This is a genomic window from Bdellovibrionales bacterium (assembly GCA_019750295.1).
GTDB lineage: Bacteria > Bdellovibrionota > Bdellovibrionia > Bdellovibrionales > JAGQZY01 > JAIEOS01.
Map to the genome: position 1 here is coordinate 1 of JAIEOS010000080.1, position 3,297 is coordinate 3,297.

A 3,297-nucleotide genomic window follows, 5' to 3' on the forward strand; every position below is an offset into this window, starting at 1 on the left:
CACAAGGGTGAGCTCTCATTGGCAGGAAAGATTCATCCTAAGGCGGAGCCGGAGATCTTTTTTGTGACTCATAAGGAGCTTTCGGGGAAGATTTCGGTGGCGGAGGCGATGTCGGCGTGTAGCGAAGTGGGTGTGGCTCTCGAGATTTTGGACTCTCGCTTTCGTGGATTTAAGTATTTTGCTTTGCCCGATGTGGTTGCAGATAATTCGTCGTCGGCATTTTTTGTTTTAGGCGATCGAAAACCTGTGGCTTCCGTAAAAGAGATTAAAAATCTCCGAATCACCATTGAACTCAATGACGATGTGGCGTCAGAGGCTAAAGGTGACGCGATCCTGGGCGATCCTTGGTTATCTTTATGTGAGCTCGTGTCTTTACTCTCTCAAGAAAACAAAGCTCTCCCGGCCGGCAGTATTGTTTTGGCGGGCGCCGCGACTCAGGCGATTCAGCTTGAACCGAACATGCGCATTTGTGCTAGACTGGATTCCATAGGAACTGCGGAGTTTATTGTTCGAAACTAAATCTCCTTCCGCAAAATACTTTATGCGATATTTGCTGCTTTTGATTTTCAGTGGGAGTTTTTTTTCGACCAGTCACGCCCAGACACCCATTCCCTTTCAAAAATTCTCCCACTCCGAGGCTCGACTCCTCTCGCTCTCCGAAGACTCCAAAATCACTCTCGGCTTTCATATTCGCCTCCGTCCCCACTGGCACACCTACTGGAAGAATCCGGGGGACTCAGGAGCTCCGCCTAAATTCAAATGGAAGTTTTCCCCGGAGAGCGGTCTCAAAGAAACATCCTCCATCTCATGGCCTGTTCCTCGGCGAATCGAAGTGGCCGGTATCGTCAGCTATGCTTACGAGGGCGAAGTTCTTTTGACCCAAGAGTTCAAACTCACGGACGGAGCGGTCACTGCGGAACTCGATGCCGAGTGGTTAGTGTGTGATGATGTGTGTATCCCTCAGACGGGTCATTTTAAAATTACTGTTCCCTCGTCAGATTCTGCAGAAATCCTAACTCTATTTCGCGCCAATCAAGACCAACTTCCCGCTTCGGCGATCAGTACCGCTCCCATATCTCTCGAAAACACTTCACAAGAATCTCTCACACTGATTGTCAACTCTCCCTGGCGTTACACCCAGTTTTTCCCGGACGACACCACACTCATCCAACTCAAAAAGCCGCAGGTTCTTTTCGAAGGCTCCCAACAAAAGATTGTGTTTACGAAGACTCAACCCTCACAAAAGACTCTGGCCGGCGTTTTACAACTTGAAACTCCCGAAGGTCCTAAAAACTACGATGTAAATCTTTTTCCAGAATCGACGGTCTTCGTTCTTATGCAGTTTCTGTTGGCCGCATTTGTGGGCGGTCTTATTTTAAATCTCATGCCCTGTGTGCTCCCGATCATCGCCCTTAAGGCGTTTTCATTTGTCAAAAGTGCTCACGGCGAACGTAAAAAATTACGGTGGGAGTGCATCGCCTACACTCTAGGGATTCTCTTTTCTTTTTGGACACTGGCACTGGTGATTTATTTATTCCAGAAAAGTGGACGTGGGATTGGCTGGGGTTTTCAGCTTCAATCTCCTGTTTTTGTCGGCGCCTTGATGCTCTTATTTTTAATGATGGCATTCACCATGCTCGGAGTATTTAATATTAACATCCTCGTTCCCACTCGGATGCAAAATAAAATGTCTCGCAATGGATTGAGCGGATCGTTTTTCTCGGGCCTTCTCGCCGTCATCGTGTCCTCCCCTTGTACGGCGCCCTTTATGGGAGGAGCCATCGGCTTCGCTCTTTCCCAACCCTTTTCTACCGTCTTTGCATTGTTTACGAGTTTGGGACTCGGACTGGCTTCTCCTTATCTACTCCTCACGGTGGCCCCCCAATTTTTTGCTCGCGCTCTTCCTAAGCCCGGAGCGTGGATGGACACCTTTAAAAAAATCCTGTCCCTCCCGCTTTTTCTCACCGCCATTTGGCTCGGCTGGATCTTTTATCAACAGGTCTCGCCCACGAAAGTTTCTGCGGTCGACGGCATCGATTGGGTCGAGTTTAATCCAGCTCATCTTAAAGAGAATATCGGTCAAAGAAACATCTTCGTCGATTTTACTGCGGACTGGTGCTTGAGTTGCAAAGTGAACGAAAAATTAGTCTTCTCCGACAAAAAGGTCCAAGAAGCTCTCAAGAAAAATGAGATTTTGATGATTAAAGCCGATTGGACCAACTACAACGCCGACATCACCGCGTGGCTCAAATCCTTCAACCGCTTGGGAGTTCCATTCTATTTGTTCTACTCCAAAGACGGTTCCGTACAGATTCTTCCCGAAGTCCTAACGCCATCACTCGTGCTCGAGACCATTAACAGGTAACAGTTCCCTTTTCGTAGCGATCTCCGCTACGAAAAGGGAACTGTTACCTGTAAAGTGCGAGAGCTTTTTCTTTTTGATCGGCGTGAACAACGATGGGGGCTGGATATTTCCATCGCGATCGATCGCCATCAGGATCATGCAGAATCTTCGTCGGCGCGCTCGCAAGCTCAGGAATATATTTTCGGATATACTCACCCTCGGGATCAAATTTTTCGCTCTGAAGCCAGGGATTAAAAATGCGAAAGTAAGGTTGAGGATCACATCCTGTCGAGGATGCCCATTGCCAACCACCGTTATTGGGAGCCAGATCTCCATCAAGAAGCATCTTCATAAAATAGTTCTCTCCCCACTGCCAATTGATCAAAAGATCTTTCACTAAAAACGAAGCCACAATCATTCTTACACGATTGTGCATCCATCCTGTCGTGTTAAGCTCGCGCATCCCTGCATCCACTATCGGATAGCCCGTGGTGCCCTCGCACCAACGTGCAAAGTGAGACTTATTATTAGACCACTTAATGTCTTTGTATTTTTCGAGGAACGACGTCTTTTCGACATCAGGGCGATACCATAGGATCGAGTAATAGAACTCACGCCAGACCAGCTCCTTTAAAAATTGGGTCGGCCCACTCTTTTGAGCAAAAGTAAGATCTTCTAACTGAAGATAAGGAATGATTTGCGACGTGACCAAAGAACCATTCTTTAAAAATAAAGAGAACTTTGACGTCCCACTCAGAGCGGGAAAATTTCTATTGTCGTCATAACCTTCGGTCTTTGACTTAAAGTCTTTGAGGCGCTCGAAAGCCACCACCGATCCGGCGGGAGGGATTTCGATGCTAACGCTTTTGTTGTTCGTCGTAATGAAACTCTCCAAGGAGTCGCGCCAGGGAAAACTTTTCCCCATCACGTCCTTCCACTGGATCGAAAACAAA

At 47.6% G+C, this 3,297-nt stretch carries 3 protein-coding genes; 2 read left to right on the forward strand and 1 reads right to left on the reverse strand.

Features of this window, described 5'->3' with window-relative positions; all coding sequences use genetic code 11:
- Positions 1–519 (forward strand): fumarylacetoacetate hydrolase family protein (locus K2Q26_12495; protein ID MBY0316337.1); only part of this gene is annotated, 519 nt, incomplete at its 5' end.
- A 22-nt stretch (positions 520–541) separates the two neighbouring features.
- Positions 542–2,365, forward strand: a complete 1,824-nt coding sequence (locus K2Q26_12500; protein MBY0316338.1) for a thioredoxin family protein — start codon at positions 542–544, stop codon at positions 2,363–2,365.
- Positions 2,366–2,408: 43 nt separating this feature from the next.
- Here K2Q26_12500 and K2Q26_12505 read toward each other — a convergent pair.
- A partial coding sequence (locus K2Q26_12505) for an FAD-binding domain-containing protein (GenBank protein ID MBY0316339.1) occupies positions 2,409–3,297 on the reverse strand: 889 nt, incomplete at its 5' end.

Bases quoted from the DNA above. Each gene is read 5' to 3' on its own strand.
- K2Q26_12500 (MBY0316338.1), top strand. From the start codon at position 542: ATGCGATATTTGCTGCTTTTGATTTTCAGTGGGAGTTTTTTTTCGACC.